Annotated in this window: 10 protein-coding genes; 8 read left to right on the forward strand and 2 right to left on the reverse strand. The window is 59.4% G+C overall.

Annotated elements, in window-relative coordinates; genetic code table 11:
• Positions 1-47 precede the first annotated feature (47 nt).
• From I5L79_RS07740 to I5L79_RS07755, 4 genes are all read left to right on the forward strand, one after another.
• Entirely contained in the window at positions 48-1109 is a 1062-nt protein-coding gene (locus tag I5L79_RS07740) for a LacI family DNA-binding transcriptional regulator (RefSeq protein WP_196954445.1), read from the forward strand.
• A 21-nt stretch (positions 1110-1130) separates the two neighbouring features.
• Positions 1131-1805: a 3'-5' exonuclease gene (locus tag I5L79_RS07745; RefSeq protein ID WP_196954446.1), complete on the forward strand. Its 675-nt coding sequence runs from the start codon at positions 1131-1133 to the stop codon at positions 1803-1805.
• Positions 1806-2196: 391 nt separating this feature from the next.
• On the forward strand, positions 2197-4098 hold the full coding sequence (locus I5L79_RS07750) for a DUF294 nucleotidyltransferase-like domain-containing protein (protein WP_196954447.1): 1902 nt from the start codon (positions 2197-2199) through the stop codon (positions 4096-4098).
• Between the two features lie 276 nt (positions 4099-4374).
• Positions 4375-5733, forward strand: a complete 1359-nt coding sequence (locus I5L79_RS07755) for a site-specific integrase (protein WP_196954448.1) — start codon at positions 4375-4377, stop codon at positions 5731-5733.
• A 114-nt stretch (positions 5734-5847) separates the two neighbouring features.
• Here I5L79_RS07755 and I5L79_RS07760 read toward each other — a convergent pair whose 3' ends face one another.
• A complete protein-coding gene (locus I5L79_RS07760; RefSeq protein ID WP_196954449.1) occupies positions 5848-7524 on the reverse strand; it encodes a glycosyl hydrolase in 1677 nt (558 codons plus the stop codon).
• Positions 7525-7806: 282 nt separating this feature from the next.
• The gene (locus I5L79_RS07765) at positions 7807-8682 is read right to left on the reverse strand and encodes a helix-turn-helix domain-containing protein (RefSeq protein WP_196954450.1); all 876 of its coding nucleotides are present in this window, start codon (positions 8680-8682) and stop codon (positions 7807-7809) included.
• A 285-nt stretch (positions 8683-8967) separates the two neighbouring features.
• Here I5L79_RS07765 and I5L79_RS07770 point away from each other — a divergent pair, with 285 nt between their 5' ends.
• The 4 genes from I5L79_RS07770 to I5L79_RS07785 all read left to right on the forward strand — a co-directional run bounded on the left by I5L79_RS07770 (position 8968) and on the right by I5L79_RS07785 (position 15214).
• Positions 8968-10800, forward strand: coding sequence for a sodium:solute symporter family protein (locus I5L79_RS07770; protein WP_196954451.1), 1833 nt, complete (start codon positions 8968-8970; stop codon positions 10798-10800).
• Positions 10801-11037: 237 nt separating this feature from the next.
• On the forward strand, positions 11038-12711 hold the full coding sequence (locus I5L79_RS07775) for a glycosyl hydrolase (RefSeq protein WP_196954452.1): 1674 nt from the start codon (positions 11038-11040) through the stop codon (positions 12709-12711).
• A 26-nt stretch (positions 12712-12737) separates the two neighbouring features.
• On the forward strand, positions 12738-13961 hold the full coding sequence (locus I5L79_RS07780) for a glycoside hydrolase family 130 protein (protein ID WP_196954453.1): 1224 nt from the start codon (positions 12738-12740) through the stop codon (positions 13959-13961).
• Entirely contained in the window at positions 13958-15214 is a 1257-nt protein-coding gene (locus I5L79_RS07785; RefSeq protein WP_196954454.1) for an AGE family epimerase/isomerase, read from the forward strand. The genes I5L79_RS07780 and I5L79_RS07785 overlap by 4 nt, the downstream gene beginning before the upstream one ends.
• Positions 15215-15349: the final 135 nt, after the last annotated feature.

Genomic DNA, 15349 nt, shown 5'->3' on the forward strand with positions numbered 1-15349 from the left:
CCGAGGGTTCTTTTCACTTCTGCCTTACCGCCCGCACCCCTTGTTCTATGGCCCAACGCGCTAAACAGGAGCAACCCCAGCCGCCGACTACCCCCGTTTCCATGGCCGACCTGGCTCGGGAGCTGGGCGTATCCATGACCACGATTTCACGCGCGCTGTCCGACCACCACAGCATTGGGCCGGCCACCAAGCAAAAGGTGCAGAAGCTGGCCAAAAAGCTCAACTACCAGCCCAACCACCTAGCCGCAGCCCTGCGCAAAGGCAAAAGCAAGCTGCTAGGCGTGATAGTGCCTTATATAGAAGGACGGTTTTTTCCGTCGGTGGTGCACGGCATCGAAAGCGCGGCCAGCAAAGCCGGCTTCAGCGTCATCATCTGCCAGTCGAATGAGGACGCGGCCCACGAGCGGAAGAACATCGAAACCCTGCTCAGCGCCCAGGTAGCCGGTATTCTGGTGTCGGTAGCCCGCACCACCAACGACTTCCGCCACTTCGAGAAAGTGCGCAAGCGAGGCATTCCGCTGGTGTTTTTCGACCGTACTATGGACAGCGACGCGGTGAACTCCGTGGTGCTGAACGACTGGAAAGGCGGCTACCAATCCACCAAGCACCTCATCGACCAGGGCTGCCGGCGCATTGCCCACTTCGCCGGTCTGCAGCACCTCAACATCTACCGCAATCGTCGGCAAGGCTACCTCGATGCCCTGCACGATGCCGGTCTGCCCCAGGATGAGGAGCTGATTGTGTACTCGGATATGACCATGGAGGAAGGCGCCGAGGCCATGCGCCGCCTGCTGGCCTTGCCCAACCCGCCCGATGCCGTCTTCTCGGCCGGTGACTCCTCAGTGCTCGGGGCCTTGCAGGAAGTAAAGCGCCAGGGGTTACGCGTGCCCCAGGATATTGCCCTGGCCGGCTTCAGCAACGAGGCCTTCACGTCCATTACCGAGCCCATGCTTACCTCCGTAGATCAGCGCTGCGAGGAAATGGGCCAGGCCACCGTGCGACTGTTTCTGGAGTTGATTGACTCGGCCGGCGGGGCCTACACCCAGCGGCAGGTGGTGCTGCAGCCGGAATTGTTCGTGCGCGAATCGTCGTTGCACGGCGCCAAGTAACTCAACTCCGGAGCCTGCGCCGTGCGAGACTATCTCCTGTTTGTTGATACCGAAACCACGGGGCTGCCGCGCCGCTGGACGCGGCCCTACGCCGCCCAGCGCAACTGGCCGCACGTGGCCCAGGTGGCCTGGGCGGTGTACACGCGGGGCGGGGAGCTGGTGAAATCGGCTAATTACTACCTGCAGATTCCGGCGGGCAGTATGCAGGCATCTTCGGAGGCTATTCATGGGCTGAGCCCGGCGTTTCTGGCGGCGCAGGGGCGCGAGCCGCGCCCGGTGCTAGAAGAGCTGCTACGCGACCTGCGTACCTACCAGCCGCTGGTGGTGGGCCACTACATCCGGCTCGATTTTCATATGCTGGGCGTTGAATTCCACCGGGCGGGCCTGCCCAACCCGCTGCGGGAGCTGCCCACGTTCTGCACCATGCAGCTGGCCGCCAACGACAACCCGGAGGCTACCGCGCTGGCCAACCGCCGCCTCGGCGACCTGTACCGCCGCCTGTTCGGGGAGCCCCTGGAAAGTGCCCACGATGCCTGGGTAGATGCCGACGCCACGGCCCGCTGCTTTTTCGCCCTGCGCCAGCGCGGCCTGCTCACCGACGACATGGTAGCGCGGGCTCCTCGCCTGGAAATCCCCGAAACCCCCACGCCCTGGCTACGCCGCTTTCTGCAGCAAGCCGCGTTCTGGTTTGCGTAGGGGCAGGGGGATTTGGTCGAAACCCGTGTAGAGACGCGACACTTCGCGTCTCCTCGTTGAACGACAATCGTTGAAACGGCGCGGGTGCTGTCGTTCAACGACGAGACGCGAAGTGTCGCGTCTCTACCTCGGGCTTCCGACCAAACCCAAAATACCCCCGCCCAGATACAAAACACCTCCGCCCCAAGGCAAAACACAACCTCCCAAACACAAAACACTACCGCCCTAATCGAAAACACTACCACCCGAACGCAAAACACCTCCGCTTTAAGGTAAAACACCACCGACGGTAAGCGCAACACCTCCGCCCGGACACAAAACACTACCGCCCGGCCACGAAACACCCCCGACGTAAGACGAAACACCCCTTCCCCGAAGCAAAACCCCTTGTATGGAAAACCGCCTTGCCTTTCTGAAAACCGTGGCGCCGTTCAGCCTGCTGCCCGAGGACGTGCTGAGTGGGGTAGTGGACCTGTTACAGGAAGTAACGCATACCAAGGAAGCCCTCATCTATCAGCAGGATGTGTCGAAGCTGCGGGGGCTGGATATCATTGTGGAGGGTGCCTACGACACGTTTTTCTACGACAGTGAGTTGAACCACCGCCTGCCCGAAGTCTACGGGGCGGGCACCTGCTACGGGGGCATGTCCATCCTACTCAATAAGAAACGCTCCATCCGCACGGTGGTGGCGCGCAAGGGCACCCGGGTGCTGGCCTTGCCCCGCCGCGACTTCCGGGGGCTGTGCCTGGCGTACCAGGAGTTCTTTCACTTCTTCACGGCGCGCTACGGGGAGCGGATGCTCAACGACGAGTACGCCCACTTCGTGAAGCCCGCGCCCGCCCCGGAGGAGAACTTCATTGCCGCCGATCAGCTGTTTTCCCGCCGCATCGAAACGCTGGAAACCCGCGCCATTGTGGCCTGCTCCGCCGATACGCCCATCTTCGAGGCCGCCCGGCGCATGAAGGCTGGCCGCGTGAGCTGCCTGTTCGTGACGGACGCCACCGGCACCGTGCAGGGCTACGTGACCGACATGACCCTGCGCGACCAGGTGGTGGCCCGCCAGCTGCCGGCCAGTCAGCCCGTAGCCGATATTATGGCGACGCCGCTGGTGTCTATCCGCGCCGAGGCCTACGTGTATGAGGCCATCCTGCTGATGTTCCAGACCAAAACCCGTTACCTGCTGGTGCAGCGGGGCGAGGAAGTACTGGGTTTCCTGAGCCGCAATAAGCTGCTATCGGATCTAGCCCAGTCGCCGTTCATGTTTATTCAGGCCGTGAAGCTGGCCGAGAGCAACCGGGAGCTGAAGCGCCGCTGGGAAATGGTGCCCGACATCGTTAACCAGCTGCTGAGCCGGGGCGTGAAGGCGGAAATCGTGAACCAGGTCATCACCACCGTGGCCGATACCATTGCCGTGAAGGTGATTGAGGGCGTGCTGGCCGAGCACGGCCCCGCCCCGGCCAAGTTCGTGTTTATGGTGCTGGGCAGTGAGGGCCGCAAGGAGCAAACCCTGCTCACGGATCAGGACAACGCCATCATTTACGAAGACAAGGCCAACGAGCAGCGGGAGCTGGTGCGCGCCTACTTTCTGCGCTTTGCCACCGCCGTTTCCGACCAACTCAACCACATCGGGCTGCACTTCTGCACGGGCGGCTTCATGGCCAAAAACCCCAAGTGGACGCACTCCCTCTCGCACTGGAAGCGCAACTACCAGCAGTGGATGACCGAGTCGAACCCCGAGACGGTGATGCAGTTCTCCACCTTCTTCGACTGCCGCTACCTCTACGGCGAGGAGGCCATTATGCAGGAATTGCAGGCGTTTCTGCACGCGGAGCTGCGCGGTCCCCAGGACCGGTTCTTCTACTTCATGGCCAAGAATGCCCTACAGTACGAGCCCCCGCTCACCTTCTTCCGCAACTTCCGCACCTTCGCCCAGGGCACCCAGCAGGTGTTCGACCTCAAGAAGACGATGACGCCCATCGTGGATCTGGTGCGGGTGTACGCCCTGCGTCACCAGGTGGCCGGCACCAACACCGGGGAGCGGCTCACCCTGCTGCGCCAGCAGGGCGTGTTCAGCGAAAAGGAATACCAGGAGTTGCTGCAGGCTTACTACTACCTGATGGCCATGCGCCTGAAAAAGCAGGCAAAGCAACTCATGGATGACCGCACTGCGCCCACCAACTACCTCGACCCCAGCGTACTCACCCAGGTAGAGCAGGTCACGCTCAAGGAAATCTTCAAAGTCATCAGCGACTTCCAGCTTAAAATCAAAGTGGGCTTCACGAAGACGCTGTAGGCGGTGTCCAAGCTGCTTATTCCAGCCCAAAACGAAATCAGCCCCCGACTCACAGGAGCCGGAGGCTGATTTACAATGAGCGGGAAACGAGGCTCGAACTCGCGACCCTCAGCTTGGGAAGCTGAGCCTTTAGTGTTATTATAAGTTGTTATCGTTTGCCGAATCTATGTTTTAAGCTCATTTTAGCGGATCATGCTTAGCGCCTGCAATCATCTTTCAGCGTTATTTAGTATACTTGTTTAAACTGGCGTTTAAACCAGCGACGGTTTAAACGCCATGAGCAAAACAACAGAACACAAGGAGAGCAAGGCCTCGGTAAAAACTGTCTACTACACTTCTAAAGTGCTAGCAGATGGCTCTCATCCGTTCATGATTCGCATTACCAAGGACCGGAAGTTGAAATACATTGCTACTGGTTTGAGTTTGCATCCGAGTTACTGGAATCCTAAAAAAAAGGAAATCCGCCGCAGCTATCCGGAACCTGGTCGAGAGGACTTGATAGTGAAACTGGCGGAGTGGGAGAAGAAATACGCCGAGGCAGCTAAGGCACTGAGTCTGGCCGATGAGCAGCATGACGCTCCAGCTATTGCGAAGAAGGCAATTGAAAACCGCAAAGCGCAACGCCGCATCAAGCTGTTAGCCTATATCGAGGAGGTGGCTGCCGGGATGGTAGCGGCTGGTCAGGTCGGGAATTCTACGGTGTATCGTGATTTGGGAAACCAAGTGGCAAAATACCTTGCTGTTAAGGCGGGCATAGGTGAACCCCCTCTCGGCAAAGGGATGGAGCAGCAACGTGCCACTTGGGTAGAGCAACATGACATTCCATTTGAGCAGGTAACAGTTGCCTTCTGCCTGAATTGGGAGGAGGCTTTGCGAAGCTCGGGAGTAGAAGAAATTACTCTGTCGCTTCGCTTTCGAACATTGAGGGCCGTGCTAAATAAAGCCATTGCCGCCGGTGTAGCGAAGGGAGAAAAGTACCCTTTCGCACGGTCATCTGCAGAGAAGCATAAATTCCAGGTCGGCAAGTTTGATATAAGCACTGCTAAGCGTGCCATCTCCCGAGACGATATTCGCCAACTAGAGAATATGGTTGTAACTACGGAACGCCATCAACTGGCAAAGGCAGTGTTTGTCTTCTCTTTCTACTGTGGGGGTATCAACTTCGTTGACCTAGCGCAGCTACGTTGGCAGAACCTGTTAGCTACTGACGATGGGCTACGACTTACCTACCTGCGTCAGAAAACAGGTGGCAAGTTCTCTGTTAAGTTGCTAGCACCAGTTGAAGCAATTGTAGAGCAGTACCGTGCCAGTACCCAAGCAAGCCCAAATTGCTATATCTTCCCCATTCTAGATGCTGCAAAGCATCTTACACCCACCCAAGTGAAAAATCGGCTACACAAGATTTTGGGCCAAGTTAACACTGACTTAAAGGAGCTAGGGGAGAGGATAGGCATTGCTGTTCCGCTTACTACTTACGTAGCCCGCCATTCCTTTGCTACTGCATTACGCCGGAGTGGGGCTAACACAGCGGTTATCTCACAGGCTATGGGGCATAAGTCAGAAGCTGTAACTGCAATCTATTTGGATTCTTTTGCTTCTCAGCACGTGGATGCCGCTTTTGAAGGTTTGTTGTAGGAGTAGAAGCCACTTAGTTACCCCTTTTAAAGCATAAGCCAACTGTACATTTGAAAAGGTAACACTGAATAAAGCGTAGAAAAGGCGGCAGCACTTAACCACCGCCTTCTCATACTAGCGTTTTGTAAATCTCTGCACTACCTGCTGGCGCCCATTGTTGAGCAGTAATTGATACATACCTACTGGAAGAACAGAAAGGCGCAATTGGTGACTCAGTCCCGCCACCTGTTCCCGCAATACCTGGCGGCCCTGGCTGTCGAATAGTGTCACTTGGCTGCTCTCCCATCCTGGTGCCAAGCGCATTGTGAGCTGGTCGGTGACCGGATTGGGGTACACTTGTAAAGGCGTTTCGGCTAAGTTCCGGGCCGTGCTAGTGGCCAGGGCGCGGGCCCCAGCAGCCGTGCCATACACCTCAAATTCGAAGAGCGAGAAGCCATAGCTGGTAGCGCGGTTAATGCAGTAAACCTTCACGTAGCGAGCCTGGGCGTTGAGGCTGGTGTGGTCGTCGGCCGCGGCTGATCCTTTGCCCCACACGTCTTTTATGGTTGTCCAAGTGGTGCCGTTGGTAGATACCTGCACCTGGTAGTCGCGGGCATAGGCGGCCTCCCAGGCCAGGCGCACCCGGTTGATGTTGTAGGTAGCTCCCAGGTCTACCATAATGTTCTGGTTGTTGGCCGCAGTACTCGCCCAGCGCGTGGTGCCGTTGGCATCCACGGCTTTGGAGCCCGTATTGGTGGTGTTTTCCGAGGACGACACGGTTACCGGCCGGTTGTAGGCTAGGTTCGGTGCTGTGGGCAAGGCCCCACCCCAGCCGGGCATCTCGCCCCGCACCAGCACGTTGCTGGCGAAGTAAGTATTCTGAATGCTGGTGTTGGAGTTGGAATTAGTGTTGAACACCAGCTCGGCCCAGCCCATGAAGAAGCCCCAGCGAGGCTGCTGCGCCAGCAGGCCGGCCGAGGGCAGCACTTCGCACTCGCCAATGGCAATGGGTTTGCCCCCTGAGGCATTCACCATCGCATTGTATTTGGCCGTAGTGTAGCCTTGTCCATCGGTATAGTACATATCCAAGGCCAGCACGTCCCAATAGCTGCTGCCGGGATTGTAGTTAGTAAGGTCGGAGGAAAGGGAGCTGAAATCCTGCAAATCCCACACCCAGATCAGGTTGGTCAGGCCCTTGGTGTTGCGTAGGTAGTCGCGGGTAAGCTGAAACAGGCGGCGGGTGCCATTGGCGCCGGGACGGCCCGCCCACCAGAAAATGCCCTGGTTCATTTCGTGCAGGGGGCGGAAGTACACTTCCACCCCGTTATTTTCCAGGTCCTGCAGGTAGGTGGCAATGACGTCAAGGCGGGCCTTCCAGTTGTTGTTCAGCTGGGTGCCGTTGGTAATCAGTTCGTTCCACTGGGTGTCGTTGAGGTAGCTTTTCACACCGCCCTCCCACTGGCACGGCTCGGGCTGAGTGGGTGGGCAGGCGTGCCACATCAGGTTAATGATGGCCCCGCTAGCCCACTGGGCCTTGGCTTCGTTGATCATCGTCCAGCGGTTCGATACATCGGAGGACGCAAACAGAAAGTCCCCGCTCCACAGGCCGGGGTACTGGCCCGTGATGGAGTAGATACGGTTGGTTTGCACGGCAGGGGAGGAGTTAGGCTCCCGGTTGTGCTGGCCCGCCACCGTGCGCTGCCCGGCGTTGGAGTAGAGGTAGTTCAGGCTTTTAAAGGAAGTCTGGGCCAGAGCCTGAGTACCGGCCAGCAGCAGCAGAGCCATAGCCCCGCAGAGTTTGAGGTTGAACATGGTAAGTGAATTGGTGGGTTGGAAAAGATGGGTCAGAGCAGGAGGGTGCCGGCGCTACAGGCCGGGGCAAAGCGCGGCCCGCACCTGCCCGAGAAGGGGACGGCTGGTCAGGCAGCAGTAAGCAATAGGGCGGGGCCAGGGAGCCGCTCAAAGCAAGCGGGCCGGCCGGTAGGCGGTTGGTGTTGCCAATCAACCGGAAAAAAGCAACGAGCCCGCCAGGTCGTTAAAAAATGGCAATAAAACGATAAGAATTAGGAGGTTGAGCGAGGCAGAAGCCCTGACTCAGATAAATAGGCGCGTGCCCGAGAAGCTCTGCCGGAACTCCTTGGGCGTGCAGTTCTTGCGCTTCTTGAAGATGCGGTTGAAGTTGGATATGTTGTTGAACCCGCACTTGTAAGCCACTTCGGCCACGCTGTGGGTAGTGTCGATGAGCATGCGGGAGGCGTGGCCCAGGCGGATTTCGTTGAGGCTGTCGATGAAGGTGGTGCCGGTGCGCTTTTTGATGAAGCGGCTGAACGACACCTCGGGCATGTTGGCCACCTTGGCCACCTCGGCCAACGTCACGGGGCGGCTGTAGTGGGCGTTCATGTACTCAAACACCTTCTCAATGCGCCGGCTGTTGTAGTGCAGCCGGTCGTTGGTGAAGGAGGAATCCGAGAGGATGCGCATGTTGCGCGAGGCCGACAGGTCGTGCAGGATGGAGAGCAGCTCCAGCACCGAGTCGAAGCCGGTTTTGCGCTCCAGCGACAGGAGCCGGTCCCGGATGCGCTCCGTGGCCTCGCGCGAGAACAGGATGCCCCGCTGCGCATTCTCAAACATCTTCTGGATGAAGTTGAGCTGGCTGCGGCGCAGAAACCGCTCGTCCAGCAGGTCCTTATGAAACTGAATGGTGACTTCCCGGATTTCTTGGCTCTGGCACTGGTGCGTAAACCAGGCGTGGCTCAGGTTGGGCCCTACCAGCACCAGCTCTAAGTCCTCCACCACCTCGATATGGTCGCCCACGATGCGCTTGGCCCCGGCCGCATTCACAATCAGGTTCAGCTCGAACTCCTCGTGGTAGTGCAGCGGGAAGTTGAACTCCTGCTTGACGCGGGAGAAAATCATGAAGCAGTCGTTCTGGGTCAGCGGGGTTATTTCCCGCATCATCTGGTGGGCCATAGGAGAAAACAGTAGTGGGATGCGTTAAAACTACAAGGTTTTGATAAGATAGTATCTGTCATGTATCAGGCACCGCTGACCGTAAAAACACTGAATAGAGGGCACAGAGGCTATATTTAATAGACATGATCCTGTGCTAGGCTATTTAAGTATCTGATTATGCTAAAACATCATTAATAAAGGCGTGGAGGGCGCGGTACTTTTGGATCTATTCGGCAGGCAGGTTGGCACCACCTGATCAAGGGTGTTCTACCCGCTGCGTTTCTCACCTCCCACCATTCCTGTATGCGCCTACATCTGCTCGACCTGCTCATCATTGCCGCCTACCTGCTCACCACCGTCTTCATTGGGTTGTGGTACCGCAAAAAGGCCCGCGAAGACAAGGACAGCTACCTGCTTGGCGGCAAAACCCTGCCCTGGTACAAGCTCGGCCTGAGCGACGCCTCCGATATGTTCGACATCAGCGGCACGATGTGGATGGTGAGCTTGTGCTTTGTGTATGGGATGAAAAGCATCTGGATTCCCTGGCTGTGGCCCGTGTTCAACCAAGTGTTTCTGATGATGTACCTCTCGCGCTGGCTGCGCCGCTCCAACGCCTCCACCGGGGCCGAGTGGCTGGCCACGCGCTTCGGCACCCGCGGGCCAGGCGTGGCGGCCTCCCACCAGGTGGTTATTGCCTTTGCGCTGCTCAGCTGCCTGGGCTTTCTGGCCTACGGCTTCGTGGGGCTGGGCAAGTTCATTGAAATCTTCGTGCCCTGGACGCTGGTGAAGGACTACGTGCCGTTTGCCGTGGCCCCGCAGTACGTGCCGCACATGTACGGCATCGTGTTCACGCTCTTTGCCATGTTCTACTCCATCATCGGGGGCATGCACAGCATCGTGCTCGGCGACCTGATCAAGTACGCCATCATGACGGTGGCCTGCCTGGCCATTGCCGTCATTGCCTACCTGGAGCTGCAGGGCAAGAGCCTGAACGTGCCCGCGGGCTGGTACAACCCGTTTTTCGGGCAGCGGCTGGACCTGGACTGGTCACGCATCATCGGGCAGGTCAACCAGAAAATCGACAGCGACGGGTATTCTCTGTTCGCCACTTTCTTTATGATGATGGCCTTCAAGGGCGTATTTGCTTCCCTGGCCGGCCCGGCGCCCAACTACGATATGCAGAAGATTCTCTCGACCCGCTCGCCCGAGGAGGCCAGCAAGATGAGCGGGTTCGTGTCCATTATCCTGCTGCCCATCCGCTACTCGCTGATCGTGGGCCTTACCATCCTGGGCTTGCTCTATTACGACCAAATGAACCTGGTCGCCCCCAACGGCACCATGGACTTTGAGCGGATCCTGCCTGAGGCCATCAACCGGTTTCTGCCCGTGGGCCTGATGGGCCTGGTGCTGACGGGCTTGCTGGGCGCCTTTATGGGCACGTTCAGCGGCACGGTGAATGCTGCCCAGGCCTACATCGTCAACGACATCTACCTGAAGTACATCAACCCCCATTCCAGTACCGGGCAAATCATGTCCATCAACTATCTGGTGGGCGTGGTGGTGGTGGCCGTGGGCGTGCTGCTGGGCTTTCTGGCCAAGGACGTGAACAGCGTGCTGCAATGGATAGTGTCGGCGCTGTACGGGGGCTACATTGCTTCCAACGTGCTCAAGTGGCATTGGTGGCGCTTCAATGCCACGGGCTTTTTCTGGGGTATGCTCACTGGCATCGTGTCGGCGCTGGTGGCCTCGCGGTTTTTTGAGGGCGTGGAGTTCCTGTATTTTTTCCCCGTGCTGTTTGCCTTGTCGATGGCGGGCTCGGTAATTGGGACTTACCTCTCGCCGCCTACCGACGTGGAGGTGCTCAAGGCGTTCTACCGCAACGTGCGGCCTTGGGGATTCTGGGGTCCCATCAATGCCCTAGTGGTGGCCGAAGACCCGGCGTTCCAGCCCAACCGCAATTTTCGGCTGAACATGTTCAACGTGGTGCTGGGCATCATCGCGCAGCTCTGCCTCACCATTCTACCCATGTACCTGCTGCTTTCCCAGAAGCTGCCAATGCTCGTGGCGCTTGCCATTCTGGCCGTGGTCGTAACCATCCTGAAAAAAACCTGGTGGAACCGCTTGTCGGACTACTAGGTGGCGGGATTCGCCGGGTTAATTTTCTACAAGACAACGCTAAGAATTCATTACACCGGCGGGCCGGGCACCAGGTATCTTTGAATGTGGCGTTTGGCTCGGCAGTACTAGGGTAAGGGGAAATTACTGCTGCCCACTACCAACGCTTTTTAACTCGTTTTGCAGCTCCTCCGCGTGGGGAGCTGCAAAATAGTATCAATCGGTTGCTGCCGGCTCGCTTATCTGAACTCCCACCCCATGCCTGCTTTCTCTACTTCATTTTTAGCTGCCCGCCCGGTTTTGCGGTGGCTGGCCGCCCTATTGCTGCTGGCGGCCTGCTGGCCTGCCGCGGCCCAAACGCCGCTCAAGTCGCTCAACTATTTGTACAGCATCTCCGGCAAGAAAACCATCGGCGGCATTCACAACAAGGAGCCGCTGAACGAGCCTACCTTCTACACCGACAAGCTGCAGTTTACCACCGGCAAGTACGCCGGCCTGTGGGGTAGCGACTTCCTGTTTCGGGAGTACAACGACCGGTGGCAGATGGTGCTGGAAGCCGAGAAACAGTGGCAGCAGGGCGCCCTGGTTACCTTGACCTGGCATGCCTGCAACCCCGCCCAGAACGTGTCGCCCTGCCAGTTCGCGGGCGGCGTCACCAGCACCATGTCCGACGCCGACTGGACGGCCCTGGTCACGGAAGGCACCGTGCTGAACGCCCGCTGGAAAACCTGGCTTGATGAGCTGGTGCCCTACTTTCAGTACCTGAAAAGCCGGGGCGTGGAAGTGGCGTTCCGGCCCCTGCACGAAACCAACCAAAGCGCCTTCTGGTGGGGCGGGCGGTCTGGGCCCAACGGCTCCCGTAAGCTCTACCAAATCACCCACGACTACCTGAAAAATACCAAGGGCCTGTCGAACATCGTGTGGGTATGGAACATCCAGGACTTCCCGACCCTACCCACCGACGTAGCGGACTACAGCCCCGGCGCCGACTACTTCGACGTGGCTTCGCTGGATTTCTACAACGGGGACGGACTGACCACGGCCAAGTACGAGGCCATGCTGGCCGTGGCGGCGGGCAAGCCCATTGCCATTGGCGAGCTGGGCCAACTGCCCACCGCCGCCCAGCTGCAGGCCCAACCCAAGTGGACGTATTTTATGGGTTGGTCGGAGCTGGTCTTTTCGCAGAATACCACCGCCCAGCTGCAGGCCCTGTACTCGGCCGCTAACGTGCTGACCCTGGAAGAAATGCCCGGCTGGAATGCCGCTAATCCCAACGCGGGTAACCTGGCCTACCAGCGCCCCGTCACGGTATCTTCCACCGAAGCCCCGAACGAGGCCCGGTTTGCCGTGGATGGCGACCCAACCACCCGCTGGAGCTCCCTCTACGCCGACCCACAGGAGCTGGTCGTGGACCTGGGGGCCACTTACCCGCTCAGTTACCTCACCATCCTGTGGGAAACAGCCGTTGGCAAGGACTTCGAGCTGCTGGCTTCCACCGACCAAACTACCTGGACGACGCTGCGGAAAGTAACCGGCAATACCAGCCTATTCAACGAGTACCCCGACCTGAACACCACGGCACGCTACGTGAAGCTGCGCGGAACGGCACGGGGCACGGCCTACGGCTTTTCCATCCGGGAGCTGGCCGTGTACGGCGGCCTGGCTACCGCCGCAACTCCGGCCGCCAACCCCGCTCTCCGCGTGCAGGCTTACCCAAACCCAGCCGCCGACCAACTCACGGTGGCGCTGGGCGCTGGCTGGCCGGCCGCTACCCAGCTCACCCTGCTCACCAGCACCGGCCAGACGGTGGCCACCTACTCCGACCCCGGTAGTGCCCGCCGGTTGCCGCTGGCCGGCCTGCGCGCCGGCCTCTACCTGCTGCGCGTGCAGAGCGCAACGCAGGTACACACTCTCAAGATTACCAAGCAATAAGCCTCGCTTCACCCAGTCGTTTTCTGATGGAAAACTTATTTCAACAACGCCTCCACGCGCTGGAAAACTACCAGTCGTCGCTGCTCACCCGCCCCAACAAGCCGCAGCCCCTGGGCAACGGCGTCTTTACCCGCTACCAGCATCCGGTGCTCACGGCCGCTCACGCCCCCCTAAGCTGGCGCTACGACTTCAACCCCCGTACTAATCCCTACCTGATGGAGCGGCTGGGCATCAACGCCGCCTTCAATGCCGGCGCCATCAAGCACGAGGGCAAATACCTGCTGGTAGCCCGGGTGGAAGGGCTGGACCGCAAGTCCTTTTTTGCGGTGGCCGAAAGCCCCAATGGCATCGACAACTTTGTGTTCTGGGAGCGGCCCATCACCATGCCGGAAACCGCGGAGCCCGATACCAACGTGTACGACATGCGCGTGGTGCAGCACGAGGACGGCTGGATTTACGGCTTGTTCTGCACCGAGCGCAAAGACCCCACCGCCCGCCCCGGCGACGAATCGGCGGCAGTGGCCCAGTGCGGTATTGCCCGCACCCGCGACCTGGTTTCCTGGGAGCGGCTGCCGGACTTGCGCACACCCTCGCCCCAGCAGCGCAACGTGGTGCTGCACCCGGAGTTCGTGCAAGGCAAGTATGCCCTCTACACCCGGCCCCAGGACAGCTTTATTGAGGCGGGCGCCGGCGGCGGCATCGGCTTTGGTCTGACCGATTCGATGGAAAACGCGGTGGTAGACCAGGAGTGGATTGTGGACGGCAAGCAGTACCACACGGTATACGAGGCGAAAAACGGCCAGGGCCCCGCGCCCATCAAAACGGACCAGGGCTGGCTGCACTTGGCCCACGGTGTGCGCAACACCGCCGCCGGCCTGCGCTACGTGCTCTACGTGTTCCTGACCGACCTGCACGAGCCGGCCAAGGTGCTGCACAAGCCGGGCGGCTACTTCATTGCCCCCGAAGGCGAGGAACGAGTGGGCGACGTATCCAATGTGGTGTTCAGCAACGGCTGGATTCTGGACGAGGACGGCACCGTGTTCATTTACTACGCCTCCTCCGACACTCGCACCCACGTGGCCACTACCACTGTGGAGCAGCTCGTGGACTATGCCCTGCACACGCCGGCCGACGAGTTCAGCTCTGCCGCCTCGGTCCGCCAGATCAATGCCCTCATCGACCAGAACCAGGCGTACCAGGACCGGGCTCCACGCAAGGCCGCCCCGCACTACAATGGCGTAACGGTATGAGCCCGCACGCCATCCAGGTGCGCCTGCAGCAGCTGGCTGCCTACCAGCAGGAAGCCGAAGCCGAGCTGATGCGCCTCACGGAGTTCTGGTTGACAAAAGCCGTGAACCCTGCCGGGGACTTCATTGGCCGGATGCACAGCAACGGCGCGGTAGACCCGGCCGCCGGTCGGGGAGGAATATTGCAGGCACGCATCCTGTGGTCATTTTCGGCCGTGTACCGGCACACCGGGCAGGAAAAGCACCGCGTCGCGGCTGCCCGGGCCCTGGATTATCTGCTGGCCCATTTCCTCGACCACGAGCACGGCGGCATCTACTGGCTGCTCGATGCCCAGGGACAGCCGCTCGATACCCGCAAGCAGATCTACGCCCTGGCCTTCGCCATCTATGGGCTGAGCGAATACCACCGGGCTACGCAGTGCCCGCTGGCGTTGCAGGTAAGCCAGGAGCTGTTTCGCTGGATTGAGCAGCACAGCTTTGATGCCGAGCACGGCGGCTACTTCGAGGCCTTTGGCCGCCGGGGCGAGCCGCTGGCCGATGTGCGCCTGAGTGAGAAGGACCAGCCCGCGCCCAAAACCATGAATACGCACCTGCATATTCTGGAAGCCTACGCCAACCTGTATCGCATCTGGCCGGAAGCCGGGCTGGGTGCGCAGCTGCGCGGCCTGCTCACCACATTCCTCAGCCACATCGTAGACGCGGAAACCGGACACCTGCGCCTGTTTTTCACCGCCGACTGGCGCCCCGTAGCCGAGCTGGAATCCTACGGGCACGACATTGAAGCGGCCTGGCTGCTGCGCGAGGCGGCCGAGGTGCTGGGCGACGAAGACCTGCTGACGCAGATAAACGCGGCGGGCCGGCAGCTTACCCAGGCCACTGCCGCAGCCCTGCTGCCCGACGGCAGCCTGCCCCACGAGCTGAACCGCCGCACCGGCCACCTGGATCTGCACCGCGAGTGGTGGGTGAGTGCCGAGGCTATGGTCGGTTTTCTCAATGCTTACGAGCTAAGTCAAGATGAGCTGATGCTGCGCCACTCGCGCCGGGCCTGGCTTTTTGTCAAGCAGCACCTGCTGGACTATGCCCAGGGGGAGTGGCACTGGGGCGTAGAGGCCGACTACCAACCCATGACGGGCCAGGATAAAGTTGGCTTCTGGAAGTGCCCTTACCACAATATGCGGGCCTGCCTGGAAGTCATTGAGCGTTGCAAAAAGGAAACGGCTCGGCTGCATCTGCTGCGGGCTTCAGTGCCCGTTTAGTGCAATCGTTTCAGGCAATTACAGGAACCGATTGCGTGGTTTTAAAAGCGGGATTCATCGATTTCATAAATTAGGATGGAATGCTTTTGATCAATGATTGAATTCATGATAATTAATTGATAAAAAAGTATTATT

It is taken from the genome of Hymenobacter guriensis (assembly GCF_015773195.1).
GTDB lineage: Bacteria > Bacteroidota > Bacteroidia > Cytophagales > Hymenobacteraceae > Hymenobacter > Hymenobacter guriensis.

Excerpts from the sequence above, each read along its gene's own strand:
- I5L79_RS07770 (WP_196954451.1), top strand. The coding sequence starts at position 8,968 with ATGCGCCTACATCTGCTCGACCTGCTCATCATTGCCGCCTACCTGCTC.
- I5L79_RS07775 (WP_196954452.1), top strand. The coding sequence starts at position 11,038 with ATGCCTGCTTTCTCTACTTCATTTTTAGCTGCCCGCCCGGTTTTGCGG.
- I5L79_RS07765 (WP_196954450.1), bottom strand. The coding sequence starts at position 8,682 with ATGGCCCACCAGATGATGCGGGAAATAACCCCGCTGACCCAGAACGAC.
- I5L79_RS07740 (WP_196954445.1), top strand. The coding sequence starts at position 48 with ATGGCCCAACGCGCTAAACAGGAGCAACCCCAGCCGCCGACTACCCCC.
- I5L79_RS07755 (WP_196954448.1), top strand. The coding sequence starts at position 4,375 with ATGAGCAAAACAACAGAACACAAGGAGAGCAAGGCCTCGGTAAAAACT.
- I5L79_RS07780 (WP_196954453.1), top strand. The coding sequence starts at position 12,738 with ATGGAAAACTTATTTCAACAACGCCTCCACGCGCTGGAAAACTACCAG.
- I5L79_RS07785 (WP_196954454.1), top strand. The coding sequence starts at position 13,958 with ATGAGCCCGCACGCCATCCAGGTGCGCCTGCAGCAGCTGGCTGCCTAC.
- I5L79_RS07750 (WP_196954447.1), top strand. The coding sequence starts at position 2,197 with ATGGAAAACCGCCTTGCCTTTCTGAAAACCGTGGCGCCGTTCAGCCTG.
- I5L79_RS07760 (WP_196954449.1), bottom strand. The coding sequence starts at position 7,524 with ATGTTCAACCTCAAACTCTGCGGGGCTATGGCTCTGCTGCTGCTGGCC.